19 protein-coding genes are annotated in these 26,917 nt (G+C 72.4%); 6 read left to right on the top strand and 13 right to left on the bottom strand.

Features of this window, described 5'->3' with window-relative positions:
• The first annotated feature begins 223 nt into the window (after positions 1-223).
• From ABIC29_RS04510 to ABIC29_RS04495, 4 genes are read left to right on the top strand one after another with little or no spacing between them, the layout of a single operon-like run.
• Positions 224-3,259 carry a hypothetical protein gene (locus ABIC29_RS04510; RefSeq protein WP_354243151.1) on the top strand — a complete coding sequence of 1,012 codons (3,036 nt, stop codon included), beginning with the start codon at positions 224-226 and terminating at the stop codon, positions 3,257-3,259.
• Positions 3,256-6,036: an FtsX-like permease family protein gene (locus tag ABIC29_RS04505; protein WP_354243148.1), complete on the top strand. Its 2,781-nt coding sequence runs from the start codon at positions 3,256-3,258 to the stop codon at positions 6,034-6,036. The genes ABIC29_RS04510 and ABIC29_RS04505 overlap by 4 nt, the downstream gene beginning before the upstream one ends.
• Positions 6,033-7,100 (top strand): ABC transporter ATP-binding protein, encoded by a 1,068-nt coding sequence (locus ABIC29_RS04500; protein WP_354243145.1) that lies wholly within the window; start codon positions 6,033-6,035, stop codon positions 7,098-7,100. The genes ABIC29_RS04505 and ABIC29_RS04500 overlap by 4 nt, the downstream gene beginning before the upstream one ends.
• Positions 7,097-7,795, top strand: coding sequence for an ABC transporter ATP-binding protein (locus ABIC29_RS04495; protein ID WP_354243142.1), 699 nt, complete (start codon positions 7,097-7,099; stop codon positions 7,793-7,795). The genes ABIC29_RS04500 and ABIC29_RS04495 overlap by 4 nt, the downstream gene beginning before the upstream one ends.
• Here ABIC29_RS04495 and ddaH read toward each other — a convergent pair.
• From ddaH to sp36, 13 genes are all read right to left on the bottom strand, one after another.
• Positions 7,767-9,020: a dimethylargininase gene (gene ddaH / locus ABIC29_RS04490; RefSeq protein ID WP_116081023.1), complete on the bottom strand. Its 1,254-nt coding sequence runs from the start codon at positions 9,018-9,020 to the stop codon at positions 7,767-7,769. The two genes, ABIC29_RS04495 and ddaH, sit on opposite strands and share 29 nt — an antisense overlap.
• Before the next feature lie 32 nt (positions 9,021-9,052).
• Complete coding sequence (locus tag ABIC29_RS04485; RefSeq protein ID WP_354243139.1) at positions 9,053-10,153, bottom strand: Glu/Leu/Phe/Val dehydrogenase family protein; 1,101 nt, start codon at positions 10,151-10,153, stop codon at positions 9,053-9,055.
• A 188-nt stretch (positions 10,154-10,341) separates the two neighbouring features.
• Positions 10,342-11,952 (bottom strand): bifunctional phosphoribosylaminoimidazolecarboxamide formyltransferase/IMP cyclohydrolase, encoded by a 1,611-nt coding sequence (purH, locus tag ABIC29_RS04480; protein WP_354243136.1) that lies wholly within the window; start codon positions 11,950-11,952, stop codon positions 10,342-10,344.
• Positions 11,949-12,539 carry a phosphoribosylglycinamide formyltransferase gene (purN, locus tag ABIC29_RS04475; RefSeq protein ID WP_116082376.1) on the bottom strand — a complete coding sequence of 197 codons (591 nt, stop codon included), beginning with the start codon at positions 12,537-12,539 and terminating at the stop codon, positions 11,949-11,951. Before purN ends, purH begins: the two co-directional genes overlap by 4 nt.
• 9 nt (positions 12,540-12,548) lie before the next feature.
• On the bottom strand, positions 12,549-14,120 hold the full coding sequence (locus ABIC29_RS04470) for a cell division protein PerM (protein ID WP_354243133.1): 1,572 nt from the start codon (positions 14,118-14,120) through the stop codon (positions 12,549-12,551).
• A 31-nt stretch (positions 14,121-14,151) separates the two neighbouring features.
• Complete coding sequence (locus ABIC29_RS04465; protein WP_147309125.1) at positions 14,152-15,747, bottom strand: hypothetical protein; 1,596 nt, start codon at positions 15,745-15,747, stop codon at positions 14,152-14,154.
• A gap of 186 nt (positions 15,748-15,933) precedes the next feature.
• Complete coding sequence (gene sucD / locus ABIC29_RS04460; protein ID WP_116081018.1) at positions 15,934-16,836, bottom strand: succinate--CoA ligase subunit alpha; 903 nt, start codon at positions 16,834-16,836, stop codon at positions 15,934-15,936.
• A 21-nt stretch (positions 16,837-16,857) separates the two neighbouring features.
• On the bottom strand, positions 16,858-18,024 hold the full coding sequence (gene sucC, locus ABIC29_RS04455; protein WP_055856035.1) for an ADP-forming succinate--CoA ligase subunit beta: 1,167 nt from the start codon (positions 18,022-18,024) through the stop codon (positions 16,858-16,860).
• Positions 18,025-18,169: 145 nt separating this feature from the next.
• On the bottom strand, positions 18,170-19,282 hold the full coding sequence (locus ABIC29_RS04450; RefSeq protein WP_116081017.1) for an FUSC family protein: 1,113 nt from the start codon (positions 19,280-19,282) through the stop codon (positions 18,170-18,172).
• A complete protein-coding gene (locus tag ABIC29_RS04445) occupies positions 19,279-19,821 on the bottom strand; it encodes an NUDIX domain-containing protein (protein ID WP_116081016.1) in 543 nt (180 codons plus the stop codon). The genes ABIC29_RS04450 and ABIC29_RS04445 overlap by 4 nt, the downstream gene beginning before the upstream one ends.
• On the bottom strand, positions 19,818-22,301 hold the full coding sequence (locus ABIC29_RS04440; RefSeq protein ID WP_116081015.1) for an ATP-dependent helicase: 2,484 nt from the start codon (positions 22,299-22,301) through the stop codon (positions 19,818-19,820). Before ABIC29_RS04440 ends, ABIC29_RS04445 begins: the two co-directional genes overlap by 4 nt.
• Before the next feature lie 74 nt (positions 22,302-22,375).
• Positions 22,376-22,846, bottom strand: a complete 471-nt coding sequence (locus ABIC29_RS04435) for a RidA family protein (RefSeq protein WP_116081014.1) — start codon at positions 22,844-22,846, stop codon at positions 22,376-22,378.
• Complete coding sequence (sp36, locus tag ABIC29_RS04430) at positions 22,846-23,079, bottom strand: Sp36 family protein (RefSeq protein ID WP_116081013.1); 234 nt, start codon at positions 23,077-23,079, stop codon at positions 22,846-22,848. The genes ABIC29_RS04435 and sp36 overlap by 1 nt, the downstream gene beginning before the upstream one ends.
• A gap of 166 nt (positions 23,080-23,245) precedes the next feature.
• On the opposite strand from sp36, the gene ABIC29_RS04425 reads away from it, so the two are divergent.
• Positions 23,246-25,897, top strand: coding sequence for a transglycosylase domain-containing protein (locus ABIC29_RS04425; RefSeq protein ID WP_116081012.1), 2,652 nt, complete (start codon positions 23,246-23,248; stop codon positions 25,895-25,897).
• Entirely contained in the window at positions 25,894-26,871 is a 978-nt protein-coding gene (locus tag ABIC29_RS04420; protein ID WP_116081011.1) for a metallophosphoesterase, read from the top strand. Before ABIC29_RS04425 ends, ABIC29_RS04420 begins: the two co-directional genes overlap by 4 nt.
• The last annotated feature ends 46 nt before the right edge of the window (positions 26,872-26,917 follow it).

Genomic DNA, 26,917 nt, shown 5'->3' with positions numbered 1-26,917 from the left:
TAGCTGTCTGTCTGCATGGTGTCCTCCTGCGTCATCGTCTTCTTCACCAGCCGGCGGCGCGAGCGCAGCCAGCCCTACAGACTACGACGTTCGACGCGTCGCACGCAACACCACCGGTGCGGATAGGCTGTGCGGACTCGTCATGCGCTGAGGGGCGCCCTGCACTGCTCCGCCCCGACCATTCCTCCACGGCGCGACCCCGAACCTTCAACGAGGAGATCGCGTGGGAGCGACATCGACCGCTGTGGCGCGCGCCGGCGCCCACCGCGGCGTGTTCGCCGCGATCGCGGCGGCCGTGCTCGTGCTCGCGTTCCTCGGCACGGCGATCATCGACTCCCTCGCGGGCGCCTCGCTGAGCGGCCTGCGCAGCGGCCTCGCGTCGGCGACCGGCACCGAGGGCGCCGCGAGATGGCAGATCCGTCTCTCCGGCGATCCCGTCGCACAGGCGGATGCCGCGGCATCCGTCCTCGACCGCATGCTCGTGCCGAACGGCGCGGCGTGGAGCAGGTCCGTGCAGACCGCGCCCGTCGACGCGAGCGCCGACGACGCCGCCTTCGACGCGGTGCTGCTCGCCGACGCGTCAGCGGCGGCCCGCGCCGATCTCGTGAGCGGCGTCTGGCCCGATGGCGCCGAGGCCCGGCAGACCGGTGGCGGACCGGGCGCGGTGCCCACGGCGGTGCAGGCCACGGCCGCGCACGAACTCGGCCTCGAACTCGGCGACGAGCTCGTCGTCGGCGGCACCGATCCCGTGCGACTGCGGGTCGTCGGCACGTGGATGCCGTCCGATCCGGCGGATCCGGCGTGGTTCGCGGAGCCGATCGTCTCGGCCGGCGTGCTCGACGGCGTCGCCGGCCCGTTCGTCGTGGCCGACGAGGCCGACCTCGTCGACCTGCCGGCCGCGGTCGTGGTGCGCTGGACCGCGACCGTCGCGCCAGGCGGGATGACGCCCGAACTCGCCGCAGATCTGCGCTCCGCCCTGCCGGACGTCGAGCCCACCCTGCGCGCGCAGGACGACCTCGGCGACGACGGGCTCGGCGCGTCGGGCACGCTCGTGCTCACGCTCGACCGCCTGCTCGCGAGACTCACGACGGTGCGCGCGATCCTGCCGCTGCCCGTGCTGGTCCTCGCGTTCGCGGGGTTCGCGGCGCTCGACCGCCTCTCGGCCCTCCTCGCCGCCGGCCGGCGCGGCGAGACGCTGCTGCTCCGGGCACGTGGCGCCTCGGCATCCAGACTCGCCGCGACCGCGGCCCTCGAGGCGGTCGCCGTCGCAGCCCCCGCCGCGATCGCCGGCGTCGTGCTCGCCGACGCCGTGCTCGCCATCGCGCGCCCCGGGGAGGCGGCATCGTGGTCGATCGCGGCCGCCGTCGCGGCCACCTGCCTGCTGGGCGCGGTCGCGCTCCTGGCCGGTCGGGCCTGGTGGCAGGCGACGAGGCCGATGCTCCGCGGCTCGGGCGACGAGGTCGGGCGCGTGCCCCGAGCCGCGACCGCGGGCGGGGTGCTCCTCGTCGTCATCGCAGCGGCGGTGTCCCTCTGGCAGTTCCGGCTGTACGGGTCGCCGCTCGTCGCGAACGCCTCCGGCGGTCTCGAGGTGGATCCCATCGCCGTGCTCGCGCCGGTCCTCGTGCTCATCGCGCTCGCACTGGTCGGCAACGGCCTCGTGCGCCCGGTTGCGCGCCTGCTCGAACGGATCGCGGCAGCGCGTCCCGGACTGGTGCCGTCGCTGCCGATGCGCCAGCTCGCCCGGCGCGCGGGCCTCTACGCCTCGGCGTCGCTGATGACGATGCTCGCCGTCGGCGCCCTGACACTCGCGGCCGCGTTCGCCGGCAGTTGGCAGGCCTTCGACCGGACGGCCGCGTCGGTCGCCGTCGGGGGCGACGTGCGCATCGCCTACGCGGGTCGGACGGTCGTCCTCGGCGCCGACCCGCTCGCCCTCGACGACCCGTTCGCGACGCTCGCCGCCGTCGACGCGAACCTCCCGGTCTTCCGCGGCGAGGCCCGCATCGGCTCGGACCCGACGACGCTCATCGCCCTGTCGGCCTCGGATGCGGCGCGATTCGGTCCCGGACTCGGCGCGGTCGCCTCCGGCCTCCCGCCGCACTCGGACGCGTCCGCGCTCCCCTCGGGTGCATCGAGCCTCGAGGTCGACGTGAGCCTCACCTCCCCCGAGGGAACGCCCGGCGAGGTCGCCGTCTCCGCCTGGCTTCTCGGCGCGGACGGCGAGGCGAGCCGACTCGACGCGGGAACGATTCCAGTCGGTGCCGGCGGCGGCACGGCGCGGGTCGAGCTGCCCGATGCCGCCGGCCTGCAGCTGCTCGGCTTCGACGCGTCGCTCTCCGGGTCGCAGGGCGTCGGCGAGGTCGTGGCACGATTCGGCCCGCTCTCGATCGACGGCGTGCCCGCGGCATCCGGCCTCCAAGTCGACGGCGAGACCACGCTCGACGCGACGCAGCCGACCGGCAGGGTCGGCATCGCGGGCACCGCCCCGCGCGCCCCGGTGCCCGTCGTGCTCGGCGCCGCGCTCGCGGAGCGCATCGACGTGCGCCCCGGCGACACCTTCGCATTCCGGATCATCACCGGTGGCGCCGACGTCGACGCGACCGTGGCCGACGTCGTCGCCGCGGTGCCCGGCGCCGGCGACTCCGGCCTGCTCGCCGACCTCGCCGAGATCTCGCGAGCGGCGTTCGACGCCGACGCCGGCGTTCCCGCCTACACCGAACGCTGGCTCTCGACCCTGGATCCCCCGGCGGTCGCCGACGAGGTCCGGCAGCAGTCCGCCGTCGCGCTCACCGCCACCACTCGTGCGGACGCCTCCTCCGCGCCGCTCATCGGCCCCGCCGTCCAGGCCCTCTGGACAGCTGCTGCGGGCGCACTGCTGTTCGCCGCGGTCGCGCTCGCCGCGCTCACGACCGCGCTCGCGCGAGCCCGGTTCGGCGAGGTCGTCGTGCTGCGCGCACTCGGCGTGCCGGCCGGCATCCAGGCACGGGCGCGCTTCGCCGAGCTCTCGGTCTCGCTCCTCACGGCGACGTTCATCGGCGTCGTCATCGGCGTCGTCTCCGCCGCCGTGACCGCGCGCGAGCTCGCCAGGGCGGCCGTCTCCGGCGCGCCCGGTGCGCTGGCGGTCGACCTCGAGTTCGACGCGGCGCCATGGGCGCTCGGCCTGCTCGCCTTCCTCGTCGCCTCGGCCGCGATCGGCTGGGCGGCAGCGGCGGCGGTCCGGCGTCTCGCCGCGACGCCCGGAATCCGCGAGGAGGAACGATGACCGCGCGGCATCCGCGACGTCGCCGGTACCGGCGCTCGACGCTCTCGTCGGCGGGCCTCCTCCGACGGCAGCTCGCCGACGCGCCGGGCGCGTCGATCGCGCTCGCCCTGCTCGTGCTCATCGGCGCATTCCTCGCGGTCGCGGTGCCCCGAGCCGCCACGTTGCTGCACACGCAGGCCGTGCACGAGCAACTCGCCGACGTGCCCGCCGCAGAACTGGATCTCACCGCGACGTCGAGAGACCACCCCGAAACGGGCCCGGCCACGGGCCCGACCGAGCTCGACGACGACGTCGCGGCCGTCTGGGGCGCGACCGAGGACCGCCTCACGGCCGTCGTCGACGACATGCCCGCCGAGCTCGCGGCCGTCATGGCTCCACCTCGCGCCGTCCTCACCGTGGGGCCGATCCGCGCGCAGGTCGACGGTGCCGGGGCCGGATCGCCCTCGTATCGGATCATGCCCGGCTTCGACCCGCACATGCGCGAGGACCTCGAACTCACGTCAGGCACCTGGCCCGCACCGGTGGATGCGGACGTGCCCTCCTCCGCGCCGATCGCGATCGTGCTGACGGACCCGGTGGCCGAGCGCATGGAGTGGCCGGTCGACGAAGCGCGGACGATCGCGGTCGGGGGCGGCGAACAGCGCGTCGTCCTCTCGGGGACGGTCGCACCCGTCGACGCCGGCGCCGGCGTCTGGACCCACGTGCTCCCCGCCCTCGCCCCCTCCGTCGTCGACAACGGGATCTCCGCTCCCGAGATCACCGCGGTCGCGTTCCTCGACCCCGTCTCGTGGCCCGCATTCGCGACGGCGGACGTGCCGCTCACGCTGACCGTCTGGGTCCCCGTCGAGCCCACGCGCATCACCGCCGACGGGTCCGCAGACCTGCAGAGCCGGCTCGGCCGGTTCGCCAGTGATCCGCACACGGTCGGGTCGGGCACCTGGCTCGAGGAGTACGGGATCGTCGGCGACCTGTCGTTCTCGAGCAGCCTGCGCGACGAGCTCGCGATCGCCGCGACCGCAGCCACCGCGGGCGACGCCGTGCTCGCCACCGTCGCCTCCGGCCCGATCGGCGTGATGATCGCGGTGCTGGTCCTCGGCGGGCGGACCGTGTTCGAACGTCGCCGCCAGAGCCTCGAGCTCATCGCCGCCCGCGGCGCCTCGACCGGCCGACTGCGCGGCATCCTCGCCCTCGAAGGACTCGCGATCGGCGTCCCGGCGGCGATCGTCGGCGGCATCGGCGGAGCCCTCGCCGTCGCGGCCGACGGCGGCTCGGTCGGCATCGCCGTCGCCGCGGTGTTCGCCCTGACTCCGGCGGCGCTGCTGCTCGCCTCGGCTCCGTCGCTGAGCCCGCTCCGCCGCGCTCGCACCGACCTCGGCACGACGGGCGGCGGTCGCCTGCGCCGCCTCGGCGAGCTCGTCGTCCTGCTCCTCGCCGCGGCCGCCGTCGCCCTGCTGCTCCGGCGCGGTCTCGCGAGCTCGGCAGCGACCGTCGGCGTCGACCCGCTGCTCGCGGCCGTGCCCCTGCTGCTCGCGCTCGTGGCCTGCATCGTCGTGCTCCGCATCTACCCCGTCCCGCTCCGCCGCATCGTCAGGTCGATGGCCGCACGGCCGGGCCTCGTCGGGTTCCTCGGCTCGGCGCGCGCGCTCCGCGATCCCTCGGCCGGCCTCGTCCCGGTGCTCGCGGTCGTCGTCGGCGTGTCGGTGGCGGTGTTCTCCTCGGTGCTGCTCGGCACCATCCGCTCCGGCGTCGAGGCCGTCGCATCCCACCGTGTCGGGGCGGATGCCTCGGTCTCCGGCCTTCCGCTCACGCGGGTGCAACTCGAGGCGATGCGCGAGGTGCCGGGCGTCGACGTGATCGCCCCCGTCTACTCGACCCGCAGCGTCTCGCTCTCGGTCGATGGGCGCCAGCGGACGACGACCCTCATCGTGATCGACGTGGCCGAGATGCAGGCAGTCCAGGCCGGCCGAACGGATGCCACGCCGCTCCCCGATTCGCTCACCGCCCCACCGGGCGACGCCGGCGTCCCCGTGCTCGTCTCTGGCCTCGTCGCCGCCGGCACCGTCGACGCGGCCGACGTCACGATCGAGGGCGACCCGTACGTGGTCGAGGGCGTCGTCGACGGCACGACCGCCTACTCGCCCCGAGTGAACTGGATGCTCATGGACCAGGCGAACGCCGCCCCATACACGTCCACGCTCGTGCCGCGCACGGTCCTCGTCCGCTTCGACGCGGGCGCCGACGTCGAGGACGACGACATCGTGGGCGACCTGGCCGAGATCGTCGGCGAGGGCAGCACCATCGAGACCGCCGAGAGCGTCGCCGACCGGCTCGGGTCCACGACGACCGTTCGCGGGCTCGTCGCGGCGCTCACCGCCGCCATCGTGCTCTCGAGCCTGCTGACCGCATTCGCGATCGTGCTGACCCTCGTGGTCGGACGCCCTGGTCGCGACCGCCTGCTGCCCGTGCTCGCGACGCTCGGGCTCGACCGCCGCGGGCGACGGGCGCTCGTCGCCTGGGAGATCGGACCGGTGACGGCGATCTCGCTCCTCGTCGGCGCGGCGCTGGGAGCCGTCCTGCCGTACGTCGTGCTCGGCGGCATCGACCTGAGCGCGTTCACCGGCGGCGAAACGCAGCCCGAGGTCGCCTACGATCCCTGGCTCATCACGACCGTGCTCGCGGCATCCGTCGTCGTCACGGTCGTCGCGTCGACGCTGGCCGCATCGCTCGGGTCGCGCATCGACGTGGCACGCGCACTGCGCAAGGAGGAGGAAGGATGAACACCGTGGCAGACACGCCGACCGGCCCGCACATCCTGTGCAACGACCTGGTGCGCATCTTCACGGCCGACGGGGTCGAAGTGCAGGCGCTGCAGGGCCTGAACCTGCGCGTCGATCCCGGCGAGATGGTGGCCGTGGTCGGAGCCTCGGGCTCGGGCAAGTCGACACTCCTCACCATCCTCTCCGGCCTCGACACCGCCACGGCCGGCAGCGCGAGCGTGGCCGGTCACGATCTGCTCGCGATGCGGGCGCGCGAGCGCGTCGAGTACCGCCGCCGAACCGTCGGGTTCGTCTGGCAGCAGGCCTCGCGCAACCTGCTCCCCTATCTCACGGCCGCCGAGAACATCGCGCTCGCGATGACCGTGGCTGGCACGGTGCGGGGCGCCGCACGGGCGTCGCGCATCGACGGCCTGCTCGACCTGCTCCAGGTCGGCGCGTTCCGCGACCGCCGGCCCGCGGAGCTCTCTGGCGGGCAGCAGCAGCGGGTCGCGATCGCCGTCGCCCTCGCGAACTCGCCGCTCGTGCTCCTCGCCGACGAACCCACCGGCGAGCTCGACGAAGCGACCTCCGCGAGCGTGCTCGAGGCCATGCGCAGCGTCAACGAGGAGCTCGGCGTCACCACCCTCATCGTCACCCACGACCCGACCGTGTCGGGCCATGTGCGGCGCACGGTGCAGATCCGCGACGGCCGCACGTCCACCGAGGTGCTGCGCTCGACCAGGCTCGACGAGCACGGAGGCGAGGAGCACGTCGCCGAGGAGTTCGCCGTGCTCGACCGCGTGGGCCGCCTGCAGCTCCCGCACGAGTTCGTGCAACGGCTCGACCTGCGCGACCGCGTGCGCCTCGCGCTCGAGCCCGATCACGTGGGCGTCTGGCCCGGCAGCGGCACCGGCTCGGGTTCCGGCACCGGCTCGGGCATGGGCTCTGCGGATGCGGCGGGCGGCACGGTCGCCGAAGGGGACGCCCCGACCGACCCACCCGACGCACCCGACGCACCCGACGAGACGCTCGCGCATGCCGCGACCGACGGCGATGACCGTCCCACGACCGAGGAGCCGCGATGACCACGCTCAGAGCCGAGCACGTCAGCCGGGACTTCGCCACGGACGCCGGGGTCGTGCACGCCGTCTCGGACGTCTCGCTCGAGGTGCGCCCCGGCGAACTGGTCGTCGTCACCGGTCCGTCCGGTGCGGGCAAGACGACCCTGCTGAACCTGCTCGGCGGGCTCGATCGACCCACCTCGGGGCGCGTGCTGCTCGGCGACGTCGACCTCTCCACGCTCGGCGACGACGAACTCGCGGCCCTGCGGCGCGACCGACTCGGGTACGTCTTCCAGTCGTTCGGGCTGATCCCGGTGCTCTCCGCTTCCGAGAACGTCGAAGTCCCGCTGCGGCTGCTCCGCCTGGCGCCGGGCGAGCGCGACACGCGCGTGGCCGAGGCGCTCGACGCCGTCGGACTCGGCGCGCACGGCGCTCAGCGCCCCTACGAGCTCTCTGGCGGTCAGCAGCGACGTGTCGGCATCGCCCGCGCGATCGTCGCGAGGCCGCCGCTGCTGCTCGCCGACGAACCGACGGGTCAGCTCGACAGCACCACGGCGGCCACCGTGATGGACCTCATCGGCGACCTGGTGCACTCCCGCGGCGTGGCCGCGGTCGTCACCACGCACGATCCCGCGCTCGCGAAGCGAGCCGACCGCGTGCTCGAACTGCACGACGGGCGGGTGCGATCGTTCAGCGCACCCGCACCGACAGGCACGTGACGCAGCCCTCGAGCTTCTCGAACTCGCTGATGTCGACCGTCACGACGCGGTAGCCGAGGTTCGACAGCATGGCGGCGGTCTGCGGCGCCGCCGACGACATGAGGAGCGATTCGTCGCTGAGCGCGACGACCGCGACGCCCTCGGGCTCGCGCACCGGCAGGAACCGCGGGAACAGGCTCGGCACGTCGACGCGCTCGGGGTCGCCGATCACGGTGCCGTCCGGCAGCGCGGTGACGGCGCTCTTGAGGTGCAGGGCCTTGGTGAGCGGCACCGCGACGACCTCGTAGCCGTGCGGGGCGAGCAGCGCGCGAAGCTGGCGGATGCCCTCGGCGTTGGTGCGTGCGCTCGCGCCGACGTAGACCGTCGAGCCGACCTTGAGCACGTCGCCGCCGTCGAGGGTGCCGGGCGCGAGGATGCTCGCGACGGTGACACCGGGGATGGCGCGCACCGCGCGTTCGACCGCCTCGGTCTCGGGGCGCCGCGACTCGGCGCCCGGATGGGCGATCACGGCGAGGTCGCCGAACATCACGACCGCGTCTTCGACGAACACGGAGTCGGCCAGGTCGGGCGCGGCGTCGACCTCGACCGTCTCCCAGCCCTCGGCGACGAGTGCGGCGCAGTAGTTGTCCCACTGGTCGTCGGCGAGGGCGTGGTCGACCGGGCGGCGTTCGAGGTGCGTCAGGAGGCCCTCGTCGAGGTTCGTCGCCGGGATGCGGACGAGCGCGATGCGGCGCGGCGCGCGCTGCGGGGCGTAGTCGAGGATGCCGCGCAGCACGCGCGGCGCGAGGAACACCTCGCCCGCGACGACCGCGAGGATGAACAGCAGGTTGAGGCTCACGAGCGAGCCGAGGACGAAGAGGAAGAGCGGCCCCGAGAACGGCACGCCGATGGAGGTCGCGGTGACGGTCGTGCCGATCAGGGCTGCCAGGCAGGCCGACGTGAACCCGGTGATGAGTGTGAGGAACCACGCGCGCGTCGCGCCGGCGGCATTGCCGACCGAGAGCAGCGCCCAGGTGATGAACGCCACGAGCGCGAAGTGACCCGAGATCTGGGCGAACGCCTGCGGCGACTGCCCGTTGCCGATGAAGAAGGCGACCACGGCCACCGCCCCGGCGAGGGCCGCGACCGCCGCCGAGGCGAGGAAGACGGCGAGCACGCGGCGTCCGAGCGTCGGCTCGGGCTTGAACCGGGCAGGGGCGGCGGGCGTGGCGGCGGGGGACGTCATGGGACTCGAGCCTAGCGGCCCCGCCGCCGCGCTCAGTTCGCCGCGTCGAGTCGCGCGTGCGCCAGTCGGTCGGCGGCCGCGAGCGTCGTGGTGCCGTGCTCGTCGGCCGATCGGAGCACGGATGTCACGGTGTCGCCGATCGCGGCGATGCGCGCGTCGAGCGCCGCGGCGTCGGCGTTCTCGCCGCTCGCCACGTCGAGGTAGATGACCCCGCCGGCGTTCACGACGAAGTCGGGCGCCCAGACGATGCCGCGCTCGGTGAGCAGCCCGGCCACGTCGCGGGAGGCGAGCTGGTTGTTCGCGGCGCCGACGACGGCGCGCACGCGCAGGTGGCGCGCGACCGCGGGCGTCAGCACGCCGCCGAGGCCGCACGGCACGAACACGTCGGCCTCGACGAGGTGGGCATCGGCGGGGTCGACCCATGCGGCGCCGAGCTCGTCGGCCAGTGCGCGCTTCTCCGGGGCGACGTCGGTCACCGTCAGCCGGGCTCCGCCCGCGGCGAGCGAGCGGGCGAGCCGTCCGCCGACCTGGCCGAGGCCCGAGATGACGAGGTGCCGACCGGCGAGGTCGCGCGAACCGAACACGTGCTCGAGCGTCGCGAGGATCGAGGCGTGGACGCCGGCGGCGGTCGCATCGGCGGGCTCGCCGACGCCGCCCTGCTCGGCGGGGAGGCCGCAGACGTGCGCGGTGCGCTCGGCGACGACGGCCATGAGCTCGGCGCTCGTCCCGACGTCTTCGGCGGTCATGTAGGCGCCGCCGAGCGATTCGACCGCATCGCCGAGGTCGAGCATGGCGTCGTGGATGGCGCGCCGGTCGAGGGCGGCATCGGCGGGGATCACGACGACGGCCTTGCCGCCGCCGCGTGCGAGTCCGGCGGCCGCGTTCTTCATGGTCATCGCCTGCGAGAGGCGCAGCGCGTCGGCGAGGCCGTCGGTCCAGCTCGCGTAGCGCCAGAGGCGGGCGCCGCCGAGCGCCTGGCCGAGGCGGGTCGAGTGCACGGCCACGATGATGGAGAGTCCCGATCGGCGTCCGTGCGAGATGAGCACGCGCTCGTGATCGGGGGCTTCGAGCGGGAGGGATGCTGCGGTGGCCCGGGCCACGAAGGGGTCGGCCGGGGCGTGGGTGATCGTCATCGATCGTTCTCCTTGTTCATCCGCCTTGTGGGCGGAACGGTGCCGGCGCCTCATGAGCGCCTTCACCTCAAGGATACGTCGATCGGGCGGTGCGTCGACGGGGTTGACGACGGCCCGGAGCCGGGACGACGCGAATGCCCCGAGACGACACGGATGCAGCCGGGGCCGCCCGCGGCGTCCGTCGCCGATCAGTGGAAGAAGTGACGCTCGCCCGTGAAGTACATCGTGACGCCGGCGGCCCGCGCGGCCGCGACGACCTCTTCATCGCGCACTGAACCGCCGGGCTGCACGACCGCGCGCACGCCGCCGTCGAGCAGGATCTGCAGGCCGTCGGCGAAGGGGAAGAACGCGTCGGATGCCGCGACGGAGCCCTCGGCGCGGTCGCCCGCGCGCTCGACGGCGAGCTTGCACGAGTCGACCCGGTTGACCTGGCCCATGCCGACGCCGACCGAGGCGCCGCCCGAGGCGAGGAGGATCGCGTTCGACTTCACGGCACGGCACGCGCGCCAGGCGAACTCGAGGTCGGCGAGGGTGGCCTCGTCGGCCGGTTCGCCGGCGGCGAGGGTCCACTCGGAGGCCGGGGCGAAGTGGCGGTCGGCCTGCTGCAGCAGGAGCCCGCCCGAGACCTGCTTCAGTTCGACGGTCGTCGCCTCGAAGCCCTCCGGCAGCGTGAGCAGGCGGATGTTCTTCTTCTTCGTGAGCAATTCGAGCGCCTCGGCCTCGAAGGCGGGCGCGATGAGCACCTCGGTGAAGATGCCCGACACGGTCTCGGCCATGGCGAGCGTGACCGTGCGGTTGGCCGCGATCACGCCGCCGAAGGCCGAGACGGGGTCGCACTCGTGCGCGCGGGCGTGCGCGTCGGCGATGGGGTCGGATGCCCCGGCCGACGCCACGGCGATGCCGCACGGGTTCGCGTGCTTGATGATCGCGACCGCGGGCTCGTCGAAGTCGAAGGCGGCGCGCACGGCGGCATCGGCGTCGACGTAGTTGTTGTACGACATCTCCTTGCCGTGCAGCTGCACGGCCTGGGCGATGCCGGGGCGGCCGCCGTTCGAGGCGAACAACGCCGCCTTCTGGTGCGAGTTCTCGCCGTAGCGGAGGTCGGCGTCCTTCGACCAGGTGCCGCCGACCCATGCGGGGAACGGCGACTCCTCGGCCGACTGGTCGGGAGCGACGACGCTGCCGATCCACGAGGCGACGGCCACGTCGTACGACGCGGTGTGGCGGAACGCCTCGCGTGCGAGCACGGCGCGCTGCGCGAGCGTCGTGCCGCCGGCGGCGACGGCCGCCGCGATCTCGTCGTAGCGGGCGGGCGAGACGACCACGGCCACGTTCGCGTGGTTCTTCGCCGAGGCGCGCACCATGGCGGGGCCGCCGATGTCGATCTGCTCGACGACCTCGGCCTCGCCGGCGCCCGACGCGACGGTCTCGGCGAACGGGTAGAGGTTCACGACGACGAGCTCGTAGGGCTTGATGTCGAGCTCGGCGAGCTGGGTCTCGTGGTGCTCGAGCCGGAGGTCGGCGAGCAGGCCCGAGTGCACGGCGGGGTGGAGCGTGCGCACGCGCCCGTCGAGGTGCTCGGGGTAGCCCGTGACCTCGGCGACCTGCGTGACGGGGAGCCCGGCGTCGGAGATCGCCTTGCCCGTGCCGCCCGTCGAGACGAGCTCGACGCCCGCGGCGACGAGCGAGGACGCCAGCTCGACGAGCCCGCGCTTGTCGCTCACGGCGATGAGCGCCCGACGCACCGGCACGACGTCGCGGGGGCGGTAGAGGCTCGGGTCGATCGTGTGTCCGCTCATCGGGCGAGTTCCTTCAGGTCGAGATGGGAGTTGGCGATGTCGAGCACGGCCTGGATCATCAGGCGGCGCTCCACGGGCTTGATGCGGTCGTGCAGGGTCGACTCGGTGTCGCCCGGCAGCACCGGGATGCGCTCCTGCGCGATGATGGGGCCGCCGTCGACCGAGTTGTCGACGACGATGAGGCTCGCGCCGGTCTGGTCGACGCCGGCTGCCAGCGCGTCGCGCACGCCGTGCGCGCCCGGGAACTCCGGCAGGTAGGCCGGGTGCGTGTTGATGAGCGCCGGCGAGAACGCGTCGACCACCGCGGGCGGCACGAGCCGCATGAGCCCGGAGAGGATCACGAGGTCGGGCTCCCAGAGGCGCACCTGCTCGATGAGCTCGGCGCCCCAGGCGTCGCGGTCGGGGAACGCGGTGAACGGCACCGTGAAGGTCGGGATGCCGAACTCCTCGCCGAGCGCGAGGCCGTCGGCGTCGCGGTCGGCGCCGATCGCGACGACCCGAGCGGGGAACGCGGCGTCTCGCGAGGCCTCGAGGAGGGAGCGCAGGTTGGATCCGGTGCCTGAGATGAGCACGACGAGCTTCAGCACCATACGAGCCTACCGGGTCGTGTCGAACGCCTCGGTGTCCTGGTCGTCGCCACGGTCGTCGCCGCGGTCGTCGCCGCGGTCGTCGTGGGCGGGGGCGGCGTCCCTGCGCCACCACGGCACGTCCGGATCGGTCGGGACCGGGTGGGCCGGCGCCGCAGGCGCGGGAGCGGCGGACGTTTCCGGTCCGTGCACGGGCGCGGCATCGACGACGCCGACGGTGAACGGCGCCGGTGCGGCCGACGCTGCGCGGACGACCGGCGCAACCGGCTCCCGGTCGAGAACCGGCTCGAACCGCGGCCTCGGCCGCTCGACGCGCTCGTCGACCCGCTCGTCGCGGAGCGCGAGCCCGGATCCTGCGACCTCGCGCGTGCGCACGAGCGCGGCGTAGCCGCCGGCGAGCGCCCCGATGCCGACGGTCGCCGCGGCGACGAGCCCGACGGCGTACCCGTCGGGGCCGATCTCGGTGAGACGGCCGGGGCCGACCGCCCCCGACGACCAGTGGGCGAGCACTCCGAGCGTCACGCCGGCGACGACCGCCGACCCCGCCGCCACGACGAGCGGACGCCACCACTCGGTGCCGGAACCGTGCGCGGCCCGTCCCCGTGCGGTCGCGACGATCCACGCGCCGACGAAGCCCAGCAGCACGGGCACGATCAACCACAGTCCGCCGAGCGCGGGGGTGGACTCGGGCAGGGCTCCGAGCAGCGGGATCCCGGGCACGGGTCCGAGCACCGTGCTCCCGGACGAGAGGACCGACCCCGCGCCGAGCGCGAAGCCGGGCCCGAGCAGCCAGGCCGCGGCCCACACGACGAGGTTCGGCAGCAGCGCGAGCTCCGCCATGGTCAGGGCGATGCCGCCGTCGATGCCCGGATCGAGCACCTGGTACAGGCCCGCGATCGTGGCGTAGTCGAGCGTGATGGCGAGGGCGACGAGCACCGCCGCGACGGCCAGGACGCCGAAGACCGCGCCGGCTCCGACCCGCACGGAGACGGCGACCACCTCGGTCGCCGTCGGCGGCAGCGAGGCGACCGCCCGGCGCACGAACCCGGCGCGCGCGACATCCGTCGAGGGATTGCGCACGGACTCCCCCACCGAGCCGATGAGCGCGCCGAGCCCGACGACGAAGGCGGGCAGGCCGATCGCCCACCACGGATCCGCGTGCAGGGCGGGCGAATCGACCAGGAGCACGGCGCCGGCGCCCGCGAGCGCGAACACCGCCATCGCCGCGAGCGCACCGGTGACCGCGTGGTCGGCGGCCGCCGAACGGCGCCCGATCCGCACGCCGGCCGTGAGGGAGAGCAGCGCGATGCCGAGCAGCGCGATCGCGATCGCGAACGGGTCGCCGGCGCCCTCGAGGCCCGTGCGCGATGCCGTGACCGGGTCGACCTGCACCGTGAGGTCGACGCCGTGCCCGAGCAGCCACACGCCCGCCGCCGCGTGCACGAAGACCATCGCGTCGACCGCGAGCCCGAAGTGCACGGCCCACAGCAGCATGAGCGGGACGAGGGCGAGCGCGAACCCGATGAGCGCTGCGACGAGGGCCTCCAGCGAGGCGAGCAGGGCGATCGTGGTGCGTCTCATTCCTCCGGGAGCCTAGCCCGGAGGGAGGCGCTCACTCGACAGGACGCCCGCGCTTCTTCGGACTCGTCCGCGGCGCCGCCGACCCCCCGTCGACGTCGATGACATCCGTCGTCTTCGCGTCGGCCTCCGCTGCCGGCGCCTCGACCCCTGAGACCTCGACGAGCACGGCGGTGTCGCCGTCGTCGTCGGCTGCGACATCCGTCGGGCCTTCATCGCCGACCCGAACGGAGGCCGCGGCCGCGGCGATCTCGGCCTCGAGGGCGGCGGCCTCCGCCGCCGCCTGGGCCTCCGCGACCTCGGCGGGCGGGCGCTGCAGCAGTTCGACGATCGCCACGAGGATGAGCGCGATGACGATCGTCCACACGACGAGTCCCGTGGAGACGGGTCGAACGAAGAGGATCACCGCGACCGCGCCGAGCATGATGACGCTGAAGACGACGGTGCGCTGCCGGCCCAGCCAGGCTCCGAACGAACCGGTGGTCAGGCCTCGCGCCGCGGCCGAGCGACGCACCGCGCCGAATCCGGCGTCGGCGAACCCGCGCAACCTCGTCGGGATCGTCCCAGGACCGCTGAGCCAGGCGATCAGCGCGACCGAGACCGCGAAGACGACCAAGGCGATGGTCGTGGCGAACATGCGATCGACGATCTGGTCGTAGATCACCTCCGCGGCCGCGGTCGGAACGATGCTCGGCGAGACCGTGCTGATGAAGTAGAGCCGCCCGATGCCGAACCCGCTCGCGAGGATCGTGAGCGTCACCGCCAGCGTGGAGGTCGTCCAGATGATGGCCGTCCGCCGTCGCGGGGCGACCAGGATCCCGCCGATGAGGAACGCCAGCGCGACCCACGGCAACCACGTTCCGGCCGAGACGGCGAGGGTGTACGCGAGCTGCACGGTCGTGAGCGAGTCGGACTTGGCCACGACGATCGTCCTGTCGACCTCGGGGATGGCCGACGCGAACCCGATGCCCGCATCGACGAGGCGCTGCTTGACCGCCTCGACGATCGGTCCGAGCTGGATGCCGATCTCACCGGAATCGGTGATCTGGAGCGCCGCGTCCGGGTCGCCCTGCAGGGCCTTGATCGTCGCGGTGTGGGTCGTGCGCAGCGCCTGCTCGAAGATGTCGCCGAACGCCTCGGACGTGACGAACCGGTTCACGATCTGCCCGATCAGGGACTCGATGCCCTGCGTCGCCGGGCCCTCGAGGAGTTGCAGTGCCTGCTCGGCCCGATCGGGCAGGCCGAGCTGGCTGATGCCCTCGAAGACCGACGAGGTCAGGCTCTCGATGTCGGCCGCCGCGATGATGGCCTCCGTGGCCTCGTCGGCGACGTACGCCTGCACGGCGGGGTCGTCGGCGAGGGGCGCAAACGTGGCGACGAACGTGTCGGTGTCGACGAGTTGGTTCTTCGCCCACCCGCCGAGGACGGCCACCGGGGTGAGGATGGCGCCGATGAGGACGAGGATCGTCGCCACGGCCACGCGCGCACGGCCCGACGAACGCTCCCGCGGAGCAGGAGCCGGGGCGGCCGCGCCTGCGGGCGGCGCCTCGACCACGACCCGGAGTCGGGCGTTCTCGGCCTCGAGGGCCTCGATGCGCGCAAGCAGTTCCTGATCGTCTGTCGCAGCCATGCCGTCCCCCTCGGACTCGCCCGTCATCCACACCATATCGGCGCGGACCCGACGAGCGCAGCGATCCGACGTGCGGCGACGCGAAAACGCCCGCCCCGGCCGCCGTGCGAGGCACGGAGCGGTCGGAGCGGGCGTTTCGGGATGCGGTGCGGGCGGCGAACGGACGCCGGCCCGCGGCATCCGGGATCAGAGGGCGGCGTAGACCTCGCGCAGGAGCTGCGCGGTCTCGGACGGCGTCTTGCCGACCTTGACGCCGGCGGCCTCGAGGGCCTCCTTCTTCGCCTGCGCGGTGCCGGCCGAGCCGGACACGATCGCACCGGCGTGGCCCATGGTCTTGCCCTCGGGGGCGGTGAAGCCCGCGACGTAGCCGACGACCGGCTTGGTGACGTTCGCCTTGATGAAGTCGGCCGCGCGCTCTTCAGCGTCGCCGCCGATCTCGCCGATCATCACGATCGCCTTCGTCTCGGGGTCGGCCTCGAACGCCGCGAGGGCGTCGATGTGCGTCGTGCCGATGATCGGGTCGCCGCCGATGCCGATGGCCGTCGAGAAGCCGAGGTCGCGCAGCTCGTACATCATCTGGTACGTCAGGGTGCCCGACTTCGACACGAGGCCGATCGGGCCCTTGCCCGTGATGTTCGCCGGGGTGATGCCGACGAGCGACTCACCGGGGCTGATGATGCCGGGGCAGTTCGGGCCGATGATGCGCGTCGTGTCGCCCTTCTCCTTGGCGTACGCCCAGAACTCCGCGGAGTCCTGCACGGGCACGCCCTCGGTGATGATCACGAGGAGGGGGATCTCGGCGTCGATGGCCTCGACCACGGCGTCCTTGGTGAACGCCGGCGGCACGAACGCGATCGACACGTCGGCGCCGGTCGCGGCGATGGCCTCGGCCACCGACGCGAACACGGGCAGCTCGACCGGGTTGCCCGAAGCATCCGTGTGCAGCACCTTGGTGCCGGCCTTGCGCGCGTTCACGCCACCGACCACCTGGGTGCCCGCCGCGAGCATGCGCGCGGTGTGCTTGGAGCCCTCGCCGCCGGTGATGCCCTGGACGATGACCTTGGAGTCCTTGTTGAGGAAGATCGTCATTGCTCTGCAGTCCTTCTTCTACTACGCGGCGTTGGCCAGTTCGGCGGCCTTGTCGGCGCCCTGGTCCATGTTCTCGGCGAGGGTGACGAGCGGGTGCGCTGCCTCCTCGAGGATGCGGCGGCCCTCGACGACGTTGTTGCCGTCGAGGCGCACGACCAGCGGCTTGTTCGCGGTGGAGCCGAGCTCGGCGAGCGCGCCGACGATGCCCTTGGCGACCTGGTCGCACGCGGTGATGCCGCCGAAGACGTTCACGAACACACTCTTGACCTGCGGGTCGCCGAGGATGATGCCGAGGCCGTTGGCCATGACCTCGGCCGAGGCTCCGCCGCCGATGTCGAGGAAGTTGGCGGGCTTGACGCCGCCGTGGTTCTCGCCGGCGTACGCGACGACGTCGAGCGTGGACATGACCAGTCCTGCGCCGTTGCCGATGATGCCGACCTCGCCGTCGAGCTTGACGTAGTTGAGGTCGAGCTCCTTCGCGGCGGCCTCGAGCGGGTCCGCCGCGGCCTTGTCCTCGAGCAGCGCGTGGTTGGCGTGACGGAACTCGGCGTTCTCGTCGAGCGTGACCTTGCCGTCGAGGGCGATGACGTTGCCGTCCTCGTCGAGGATCAGCGGGTTGACCTCGACGAGCGTCGCGTCTTCGCCCTTGTAGACCTCGTAGAGCTTCACGAAGACGTCGGCGACCTTGTCGACGAGCTCGGCCGGGAAGTTCGCGGCGACCGCGATCTCGCGGGCCTTTGCCGCGTCGATGCCGGCGATGGGGTCGACCTCGATGCGGGCGAGCGCCTCGGGCTTCTCGACCGCGAGCTGCTCGATCTCCATGCCGCCCTCGACGCTCGTGAGCGAGAGGTAGGAGCGGTTGGCCCGGTCGAGCAGCACCGAGAAGTAGAACTCCTGCGCGATGCGCGCGCCGCCGGCGACCATGACGCGCTTGACGACGTGGCCCTTGATGTCGAGGCCGAGGATGGCCTGCGCCGCCTCGAACGCCTCGTCGGGGTTCTTGGCGACCTTGACGCCGCCCGCCTTGCCGCGGCCGCCGGTCTTCACCTGCGCCTTGACGACGACCACGCCGCCGAGCTTCTCGGCTGCGGCGCGCACCTCCTCGGCGGTGTCGGCGACGATGCCCGGAAGCACCGGGACCCCGTACTGTTCGAACAGGTCTCTGGCCTGGTACTCGTAAAGATCCACGCTCTACTTCCAATCGGTCCGCACGCGCGACCGCGCACAGTGGCTGGTGGGTGTATGCCCGACTGGAATGTCTCGATCTCGAGATATCCGCTGGGGCCGGGTCAATGCTACTCCGCTCGCATGGCGGCTCCGAACCCGCCCGCGATCAGGGGCGATCAGGGCGGTCGGATGTCGATGGCCCGACGGTCGGCGTCGCGCTCGTCGGCGGCGGCATCGGCCGCACCTCGACGAACCGCCGTGCGGCGAGCACCGCGAGGATGCCGACGGCGGCGCCGAGCGCGGTCTCGACCACGCGGTCCGCGAGGAGCCCGAACAACGGAACGGGCGACGCGAGGTGCACGACCGTGAGGGCGAGCGGCGTGATGAACACGAGGGCCGCGCCGTAGTGCCGGCCGACGAGCAGCTCGGCGCCGAACTGGCACACGGCGATCACGAGGATGAGCACCCAGACCGGCGGGTCGGGCCAGAGCACGAGCGCCGTCGCCACGACGCCGACGAGGGTGCCGGTCACCCGGTGCACGGCCCGCTGCGCGGTGTGCGCCGCGCGCGCGGGCGGGATCACCGCGACGGCACTCACGACCGCCCAGTACGGATGCCCGATGCCGAGCGCCATCGCCGCCGCCCCCGCGAGGAGCGCGGCCGCGACGTTCTGCACGACGTTCAGCCACAGGCGCGGGTCGGACCAACCGCGGACGCGGACCGGCGTGCGGCGAGGCAGGTCTCGGAACACGGCCTTGGTGCGCCCTGGCGCCGCACGTCGGAGCACCCACCCCGACATCGCGAGCAGCCACGCGAATGCGGCCGCCGCCCATGCGATGCCCCAGCGCTGCCAGCCCGTGCCGTCGTCGATCGGCTGGGCCGCGCACACGAGCAGGCCGAACACCGCGAAGAGCGGCCCCGAGGGGGTGACCCCGAGCAGGTTGAAGGTGACGATCACACCGGTGACGAGCACGGCGAGCACCGCGGCCTCGACGCCGAGCGGGGCGTGCGCGACCGAGAGCAGGATGCCGAGTCCGGTCGCCGTGATCTGCACGACCGCGGCGGTCGTCACGGTGCGGATGCGCGTGGCGTAGGGCTCGCTGCGACCGAAGATCGCGGTCATGGCGCCGAACGCGGCGTACGCCGCCCATTCGGTGCGCCCCGTCGCGACGAGGATGGAGAGCGGGACGACGGCCGCGACGGCGGCGCGCAGCGCGACCTCGACGTCGAGCGTGCGGAACTCGCGCCACCACCCTCGGGTCGGGCGCGTCGCGCTCATGACATGCGGCCCAGGTGCACGGCCGCGTAGGCGAGGGCGGCGACGGTCTCGCCGTCGGTGATGGCGCCGTCGCGCACGAGCTGCCACACCTCGGCCCACGGCACGGCCCGCATCTGGCTGATGCCCTCTTCGTGCTGCGAGTGACCCGCGGATGCCGCGACCTCGAGCCCGGTGGCGAGGAACACCGTCTCGGGTGCGCGCGCAACACCGTTGAGCGCGTTCATGCGGCCGATCTCATGCCACTCGGAGGCCGCGTACCCGGTCTCCTCGAGGAGCTCCCGCCGCGCGGCGACGAGCGCGTCCTCACCGTCGGTGCCACCGGCGGGCACCTCGATCGAGGGGCCGACCGTGTGCCGGTCGATCGTGACGAGCAGCACCTCGTCGGCGTCGGTCATGGCGACCACGAACACCGCCGGATGCCGCATCTCGAGGACGCCGTAGATGCCGGGCTCCCCGTCGGGCCGCTCGACCTCGTCTTCGACGACGCTGATCCACGGGTTCTCGTACACGGTGCGCCGCGCGCGCGTGGGCCAGGTCACAGCTTCTCGATCGGGGCGATCTTGATGAGCAGCTTCTTCTGCCCCGCGGTGTCGAAGCTGACGTGCGCGATGCGCTTCGTGCCCTCGCCGGTGACCTGGTTGACCCGGCCCTCGCCGAAGTCGACGTGCCGGATGCGGTCGCCCGCCTCGAGCGTGAGGTCGCCGTTGTCGCGGACCGTGCCGGTGACCCGGTTGGCCCACTCGGCCTTCGGCTTGGCCGACGCGGTGACGCTGAAGCGCTCGAGGTCGCGGTCGCGCGTGCCCCACGCGCCGCCAGGGCGCCTGGCGTTGAGAGCGCGCGGCTGGGTGCCGCCGCGCGAGGTGGCCATGCCGGGAGACTGCCTCCAGTCGACGAGGCCCTCGGGGATCTCCTGCAGGTAGCGCGACGGCATCGCGACGGCGACCTCGCCGAACTGGGCGCGGCTCATCGCGAGCGAGATGTAGAGGCGCTGGCGCGCACGCGTGATGCCGACGTAGAAGAGGCGACGCTCCTCGGCCGGACCGCCGGGCTCGGACGCGGACATCTGGTGCGGCAGCAGCCCCTCTTCGAGGCCCGTGAGGAACACCGCGTGGTACTCGAGGCCCTTGGCGGTGTGCAGCGTCATGAGGGACACGGTTCCGGACGCGTCGTCGAGCTCGTCGGCCGCGGCGACGAGCGAGACCTGCGTGAGGAAGTCGACGACCGTGGCCAGCGGGTTGTCGCGGTCGAAGTCGCGGGTCTGCGCCACGAGCTCGTCGACGTTCTCGGCGCGCGTCTCGTCTTGCGGGTCGCGGCTGCGGCGCAGCGCCTCGATGAGCCCGGAGCGCTCGAGCAGGAACACGAGCACGTCGGAGACCTTCGAGGCGCCCTCGTTGGTGCCGGCCGCGATGCCGGCGGCCGAGGGCGCGAGCATGGCGGCCGCCTCGTCGAGCACCGCCGCGAGCGTCGTGATCGCGCCCGTGACCTTCGGCCCGAGGCCGAGCGCGTCTGCGGAGCGCATCGCCTCGCGGAACGTGACCTGGTTCGCCTCGGCGAAGCTCGCCAGCGCGGTCTCGGTCGCGGGGCCGATGCCGCGCTTCGGCGTGTTCAGGATGCGGCGCAGCGCGAGCTCGTCGAGCGGGTTGGCCACCGAGATGAGGTACGCCATCGCGTCCTTGATCTCGGCTCGCTCGTAGAACTTCGTGCCGCCGACGACGCGGTACGGCAGCGCCGAGCGCACGAAGATCTCCTCGAGCGCGCGCGTCTGCGCGTTGGTGCGGTAGAACACGGCGATGTCGCGGTAGGCGACGCCCGACCGGTGCAGGGACTCGATCTCGTCGGCCACGAACTGCGCCTCGTCGTGCGCGGTGTAGCCCGTGTACCCCGTGATCTTGTCGCCGTCGCCGACCGCGGTCCAGAGCTTCTTGTCCTTGCGGTCGAAGTTGTTCGAGATCACGGCGTTGGCGGCCGAGAGGATGTTCTGCGTCGAGCGGTAGTTCTGCTCGAGCAGCACGACCTTGGCGCCGGGGAAGTCGCGCTCGAACTCCGAGATGTTGCGGATGTCGGCCCCGCGGAAGGCGTAGATCGACTGGTCGGAGTCGCCGACGACCGTGAGGCTCGCGCCCGGGATGCCGCCGGTGGCGTCGGCCACGGCCCTGACGTTGAAGCCGTGGTCGGCCATCTCGGCGACCCGCTCGGCCGGGATCGGCTGCGTGAACTCGCGGATCAGCGAGTACTGCGCGTGGTTCGTGTCTTGGTACTCGTCGACCAGGATGTGGCGGAAGCGTCGCTGGTAGAGCGAGGCGACCTTCGGGAACGCGCGGAACAGGTAGACCGTCTCGGCGATGAGGTCGTCGAAGTCGAGCGCGCTGGCCGCCCGGAGGCGCCGCGTGTACTGCCGGAAGATCTCGAGGAACATGACCTCTTGGGGGTCGTTCATGTTCGCGTTGCGCGCGTACGACTCGACGTCGGAGAGCTCGTTCTTGAGCTTGGAGATCTTCGACTGCGCGCCCGCAGGGGTGAACCCCATCGTGTCGGCGTCGAGCTCCTTGATGATGCGCTTCAGGACCGTGCGGGTGTCGGCCGAGTCGTAGATCGTGAAGGTCGACGACAGCCCGATGGCCTCGGCCTCGCGGCGCAGGATGCGCACGCACGCCGAGTGGAACGTCGAGATCCACATGCCCGACGCGCCCTCGCCGAGCAGCGCCTCGACGCGCTCGCGCATCTCGGCCGCGGCCTTGTTCGTGAACGTGATCGCCAGGATCTGGCTCGGCCACGCCTCACGGCTGTCGATGAGCCCCGCGATGCGATGCGTCAGCACGCGGGTCTTGCCCGAGCCGGCGCCGGCCACGATGAGCAGGGCCTGGCCGCGGTACTCGACCGCCTCGCGCTGCTCGGGGTTCAGGCCGTCGGTGAAGCGGTTGCCGGATGCCGCGGGCGTGCCGTGCACCGCGGGTGCACCGTCTGCGGCAGGCGCCTCGCGCCAGCCGGCCGGGTCGTCGGGGTCGAGGATCAGCGTCATGTCCCGACAAGTCTAGGCGCGGCATCCGACAGCGCTCCCCCGCCTCGCATGGAACGCGGGAGCGACGCCGGACGTCAGGCGAACTCGACGAGCAGCTCCACCTCGACGGGCGAGTCGAGCGGCAGGACCGCGACGCCGACGGCCGAGCGCGCGTGGCGCCCGGTCTCGCCGAACACCTCGCCGAGCAGTTCGGACGCGCCGTTGACGACCCCGGGCTGGCCGGTGAACGACGGGTCGGACGCCACGAAGCCGACGACCTTCACGATGCGCGTGATGCGGTCGAGGGATCCGATCTCGGCGCGCACCGCCGCGAGGGCGTTGAGCATGCACGTGCGGGCATAGGCCTTCGCGTCGTCTGCGGGAACGAGGCCGTGGCCGTCGCCGACCTTGCCGGTCGCGGGCAGCGCCCCGGCCGTGAACGGCAGCTGTCCAGACGTGTGCACGTACGAGCCGGTCGCCACGGCGGGGATGTACGCGGCGACGGGCGGCGCGACATCCGGGAGCACGATGCCGAGCTCGACGAGACGGGCCTCGAAGCCGGCCATCAGGCGTGCCCCTCGCCCTCGAAGGCCTTGGCGGCCTGCGCGGCCGCAGCGGCGCCCGCGGATGCCGCGACCGACTCGGAGCCGCCGACCGGCCGCTTGAGGTACGCGACGAGGCCGCCCTCGGGACCCTGCACGATCTGCACGAGCTCCCAGCCCTCGGATCCCCAGTTGTTGAGGATCGCGGCGGTGTTGTGGATCAGCAGCGGGGTGGTGATGTACTCCCAGGTGGCCATGGGATCCTCGTCTCTCCGTCGACAGGCGGCTTGGTCGGAGTCGGCCGGCGGCCGGGCACGCGGCGACGTCGGCGCCGGTGCGGGCAGATCGTTTGCCCAGCATCCGTGCCGTTGTTTGCCAGCCTTCTCCGTTAAGCTCCACTATATGTCTGCCCAAAAACGTACGATGAGCGATGTCGGCTCCGGGGTGCTCGCATTCCTCGGCATGAGCGCTCTCGCCGGCATTCTCGTGACCGCCGCCGTGACCCCGGCCCTCGCCGTCACCGGTCTGGCCGCGAACAACAGCATCACCATGTTCGAGAACCTCCCCGGCGTGCTGCAGATCGGCGACCTGTCGGAGAAGACCGACATCTACGCCACGCAGTCCGACGGTTCGACCATCCACCTCGCCTCGTTCTTCGACGAGGATCGCGAGGAGGTGCCGTGGGAGGCCATCAGCCAGTACGTCAAGGACGCCGCGGTCGCCGGTGAGGACCCCCGGTTCTACGAGCACGGCGGAATCGACATCCAGGGCACGCTGCGAGCGGCCCTCAACGAGTACGTCATCGGCGGCGCGACGCAGGGCGGATCCTCGATCACGCAGCAGTACGTGAAGAACGTGCTCATCAACAACGGCGTCAACTCCGCGAAGACCGAGGAGGAGCGCGAGGCCGCGTACGACGAGGCCACCGCCACGACGCCCGAGCGCAAGCTCAAGGAGATGCGCTACGCGATCACGCTCGAGAAGGAGTACTCGAAGGACGAGATCCTGCGGGGCTACCTCAACATCGCCGCGTTCGGCGGCCGTGTCTACGGCATCGAATCCGCCGCGCAGTACTACTACGGCGGCAAGCACGCCGCCGACCTGACCCTCGCCGAGGCCGCGAGCCTCATCGCCATCGTGAACTGGCCGGAGAAGTTCCGCCTCGACGAGCCCGACAGCGAGACCAACGGCGCTGCGACCGTCGTCGACGGGCAGCCCGTGCCGTACGCCGACAACAAGACCCGGCGCGACTACATCCTCGACCAGATGCTCAACGAGAAGAAGATCACGCAGGAGGAGCACGACGCCGCGGTCGCGACCGTCATCGCCCCGGCGATCACCCCGCCGAGCACCGGCTGCCAGACGGCCGGCGACAACGCGTACTTCTGCGACTACGTCACGTGGATCATCAAGAACCAGATGGACGACCCGGCGACGACCGACGTGAACGAGGGCGCGGAGATGCTGCAGAAGGACGGCCTCCAGATCTACACCTCGCTGGATCTCGACCTGCAGACGGCGTCCGTGGCCACGATGGCCGAGAACGTCCCGTTCACCGATCCGCGGTTCGACGTCGGCTCCGCGACGGTCACGGTCCAGCCCGGCACCGGGCGCGTCCTCGCGATGGCCCAGAACAAGCGGTTCACGAACGACGCAGAGGTCGCCGCGGCCGATGCCTCCTACACGGCCGTGAACTACAACACCGACTTCGACTACGGCGGGTCCAGCGGCCTGCAGCCCGGCTCGACGTTCAAGGTCTTCACGCTCGCCGAGTGGCTGAACGAGGGACACTCGCTGCGCGAGACCTTCAACGGCGCCCGCCGCGACTTCACGTCGTTCCCCGCCGCCTGCTACGGCGGCTGGACCGGCAACTTCAACCCGCGCAACGACGACGCGACCGGGGCGAACAACGCCGTCGACGCCACCAAGTACTCGGTGAACACCTCGTTCATGGCGATGGCCCAGCAGCTCGACCTCTGCAAGATCCGCGACACGGCGCAGGCCTTCGGCGTCCGCCGCGCCGACGGCCTCGACCTCGGCCAGAAGTTCGAGTACGACGAGAACGGTCCCGTGTACAACGCGGACGGCACGCGCATGGTGAATCCCGACGAGGTGTTCAGCCCCAGCGCCGTGCTCGGCACCGAGGAGGTCGCGCCGCTCTCGATGGCGACCGCCTTCGCCGGCATCGCGAACAACGGCCTCACCTGCACGCCGATCGCGATCGACCGCATCGTGAAGGCGAGCGGAGAAGAGGTCGCGCCGCCGGCCACGACGTGCTCGCAGTCCGTGACCGCAGAGGTCGCGCACGCGATGGACTACGCCATGGAGCAGACGTTCAACGGCGGCACGACGTCCGCTTCCGACCCCGACACCGGCGTCGCCCACATCGGCAAGACCGGTACCACCGACGGCGCCAAGGACACCTGGATGATCGGGGCGAGCACGATGGCGTCCACGGCCGTGTGGGTCGGCAACGTCACCGGCGACGCCAACCTGCGCGAGCTGCGGTTCGACAGCGGCGCCGCGGCCACCGCTCGACACCGCATGTGGCCGGCCATCATGTCGGTCGCCGACAACAAGTACGGCGGCGCCGACTTCCCCGACGCGCCGACCAGCATGTTCAAGGAGGTGCTCGTCGACATCCCGCAGGTCGCCGGGCTCACGATCGACGCGGCCAAGCAGGCGATCGAGGCCGCTGGATTCGTCTTCGCCGACGGCGGCCCGCAGGACTCGGCCCTTCCCGCCGGCACCGTGACGGGCTCCAACCCGACCGGCCAGGCCGGTCGCGGCACGACGATCACCGTCTACACGAGCAACGGCTCCCAGAAGGCCGTGCCGAACGTGGTGGGCCAACAGGCTGATGCCGCCGAGAACGCGCTGAAGCAGGCGGGGTTCAAGGTCAAGCGCCAGGACGAGGCGACCACGGATCCGACGAAGGTCGGCACCGTGATCTCGCAGAACCCCGCGGCCGACGGCGCCGCCAAGCCGGGTGACACGATCACGATCGGGGTCGGCAAGCTCAGCGGCGGCGGTACCGGCGGAGGCACCGGCGCGCAACCCGGCGGCGACGATTGAGCCGTTCGAAGCTGGCGCCGGCCGCGCAGATCGCCATCGCGATCGGCGCGGCCGGCGCTGCCGCGTTCGCGTGGGGATCCCTCGTCGAGCGCACCAGGTGGACCCTGCGCCGGGTCGAGGTCCCGGTGCTCCCCGCGGGCTCCAGCCCGATCAAGGTGCTGCACCTCTCCGACCTGCACATGGCCCCTTGGCAGCGCGAGAAGCAGGCGTGGGTGCGCTCGCTCGCCGCGCTCGAACCCGACCTCGTCGTCGACACGGGCGACAACCTCGGCCATGAGCGCGGCATCGAGGGCATCCGGGCCGCGTTCGAGCCGTTCCACGGCGTTCCGGGCGTCTTCGTCAACGGCTCGAACGACTACTTCGGACCGGTGCTGAAGAATCCGTTCCTCTACTTCTCGGGCCCGTCCGGCCACGTCCGCCGCAGCAAGCGGCTCGACATCGACGAGCTGCACGCCTTCTTCGCCGAGCTCGGCTGGCAGGACCTCGACAACACCGCGACCACGCTCGACCTGCATGGCACCCACTTCGAGTTCTTCGGCGTCGACGATCCTCACAAGGGCTTCGACCGCCTCGACCTCATCGCGGGCGCGATCGACGACCTGCGCGCCGACGACCCGCTCGCCGACGACACGTGGCCCGACGCGGCATCCCCCACCGCTTCTCGGCCGACGGTGACCGTCGGCGTGACGCACGCGCCGTACCAGCGGGTGCTGAACTCGTTCGTGAACCACGGCGCGCAGCTGATGCTCGCCGGGCACACGCACGGCGGCCAGGTGTGCGTGCCCGGCTTCGGCGCACTCGTCACGAATTGCGACATCCCGCGCGACCAGGTCAAGGGCCTGAGCGTGTGGCGTCACGGCCTTCGGTCGGCGTTCCTGAACGTCTCGGCGGGCCTCGGAACGTCGATCTACGCGCCCGTCCGCTTCGCCTGCCCTCCCGAGGCGACGCTCATCACGCTGGTCGCATCGAGCTGACCGGCCGAGTGGTCGGCGGGCCTCGGTTTATCGGCTATCCTTGTTG

The sequence above is a fragment of the Agromyces sp. PvR057 genome (assembly GCF_040547485.1).
GTDB lineage: Bacteria > Actinomycetota > Actinomycetes > Actinomycetales > Microbacteriaceae > Agromyces.
The sequence above is the reverse complement of the archived record's forward strand: the minus strand, read 5'-3'. Positions and strand labels throughout refer to the sequence as shown.

Coding starts and splice junctions, on each gene's coding strand:
- ABIC29_RS04505 (WP_354243148.1), top strand. CDS start 3,256: ATGACCGCGCGGCATCCGCGACGTCGCCGGTACCGGCGCTCGACGCTC.
- ABIC29_RS04500 (WP_354243145.1), top strand. CDS start 6,033: ATGAACACCGTGGCAGACACGCCGACCGGCCCGCACATCCTGTGCAAC.
- ABIC29_RS04495 (WP_354243142.1), top strand. CDS start 7,097: ATGACCACGCTCAGAGCCGAGCACGTCAGCCGGGACTTCGCCACGGAC.
- ddaH (WP_116081023.1), bottom strand. CDS start 9,020: ATGACGTCCCCCGCCGCCACGCCCGCCGCCCCTGCCCGGTTCAAGCCC.
- ABIC29_RS04485 (WP_354243139.1), bottom strand. CDS start 10,153: ATGACGATCACCCACGCCCCGGCCGACCCCTTCGTGGCCCGGGCCACC.
- purH (WP_354243136.1), bottom strand. CDS start 11,952: ATGAGCGGACACACGATCGACCCGAGCCTCTACCGCCCCCGCGACGTC.
- ABIC29_RS04470 (WP_354243133.1), bottom strand. CDS start 14,120: ATGAGACGCACCACGATCGCCCTGCTCGCCTCGCTGGAGGCCCTCGTC.
- ABIC29_RS04465 (WP_147309125.1), bottom strand. CDS start 15,747: ATGGCTGCGACAGACGATCAGGAACTGCTTGCGCGCATCGAGGCCCTC.
- sucD (WP_116081018.1), bottom strand. CDS start 16,836: ATGACGATCTTCCTCAACAAGGACTCCAAGGTCATCGTCCAGGGCATC.
- ABIC29_RS04450 (WP_116081017.1), bottom strand. CDS start 19,282: ATGAGCGCGACGCGCCCGACCCGAGGGTGGTGGCGCGAGTTCCGCACG.
- ABIC29_RS04440 (WP_116081015.1), bottom strand. CDS start 22,301: ATGACGCTGATCCTCGACCCCGACGACCCGGCCGGCTGGCGCGAGGCG.
- ABIC29_RS04435 (WP_116081014.1), bottom strand. CDS start 22,846: ATGGCCGGCTTCGAGGCCCGTCTCGTCGAGCTCGGCATCGTGCTCCCG.
- sp36 (WP_116081013.1), bottom strand. CDS start 23,079: ATGGCCACCTGGGAGTACATCACCACCCCGCTGCTGATCCACAACACC.
- ABIC29_RS04425 (WP_116081012.1), top strand. CDS start 23,246: ATGAGCGATGTCGGCTCCGGGGTGCTCGCATTCCTCGGCATGAGCGCT.